This is a genomic window from Methylophaga sp. UBA1464, from assembly GCF_002325665.1.
In the GTDB taxonomy this organism is placed as follows: domain Bacteria; phylum Pseudomonadota; class Gammaproteobacteria; order Nitrosococcales; family Methylophagaceae; genus Methylophaga.
This window is the reverse complement of sequence record NZ_DCSO01000065.1, coordinates 22,907-24,100: the sequence shown is the minus strand read 5'-3', so window position 1 is coordinate 24,100 and position 1,194 is coordinate 22,907. Positions and strand designations below refer to the sequence as shown.

1 protein-coding gene is annotated in these 1,194 nt (G+C 46.5%); it reads left to right on the top strand.

The annotated features are described in order from the left end of the window. Positions 1-25: 25 nt before the first annotated feature. The coding region (locus B3O33_RS07980; RefSeq protein WP_292363355.1) for an LTA synthase family protein at positions 26-1,194 on the top strand (1,169 nt) is incomplete at its 3' end.

Here is a 1,194-nt window from a genome sequence, read left to right as displayed (position 1 = left end):
TGTGGCCATTAATAGTGCGAGGCTGATGATGACTAAATTACAGTCTTTTTTTGGCCCTTATTTGATATTTATTCAGCTGCTGCTGACGGGCTTAGTGATTCTGAGTTTATCGCGTCTTGGCTTAGTGGTGTGGCAGTGGGAGAGGGTGACAACAGCTGCCTCACTCCCCACTATTTTCTGGCAAGGCATTCGTGCCGATTTGATTATGCTGGGGATGTTACTCGCGCCATTAGCGCTCGGACTGCCCTTACTGGCAAATCGACCTGGCTGGAAATTTTGGCAAAATCTGGTGCTCGTTTGGGGCGTAATGGTTATTGTCATTATCAGCTTTATGGAAGCATCCACTCCTGCTTTTATCAGTCAGTATGATCTGCGTCCCAACCGGTTATTTGTAGAATATCTGAAATATCCCCGTGAAGTGTTTGCGACCTTATGGCACGGTTTTCGAATGCCTTTAGTGACAGGACTCTTACTGACCGTCGCATCAGGTTGTCTTGCCGTTAAGTTATTGCAACGTTGGCTGAATAACACTCAAAGGCCCTGGCCGCTTTGGAAATTATGGCTTACCTGGCCGTTGTTGATCATCGTACTTGTTTTAATGATTCGATCGTCTGTTGGTCATCGGCCTGCCAATCCGTCCAGCTTTGCTCTGACACCGGATGCGATGGTGAATAGTCTTATGCTTAACTCCGCCTGGTCAGTGTATTTTGCTATTTACAATATGCAGCACGAATCAAATGCTGCTGAGGTCTACGGCACAATGTCTAATGAAGCCATAATGGCTGAAATACATGAAAGCTACCCGTGGATTGGCATAGACAGTAAAAGTAAATTTCCAACCTTAAATACCCGGCAGGCAACGGTAAAACGGGATAAACCACTCAATCTGGTGATTATTCTGCAAGAAAGTATGGGGGCAACGTTTGTTGAGTCTCTTGGCGGTGAATATGCCGTCACCCCGGAACTTGAACGCCTCAAACAGAAGGGGTGGTGGTTTGAACAGCTTTATGCCACGGGCACTCGCTCAGTAAGAGGTATTGAGGCGGTAATCAGTGGCTATTTGCCGACGCCAGCTCGCAGTGTGGTTAAGCTTTCGCTGTCTCAACAAAACTTTTTTACCATTGCCGGTTTACTCAAACAGCAAGGCTATTTCACCGAGTTTATCTATGGTGGTGAGTCCCACTTTGACAATAT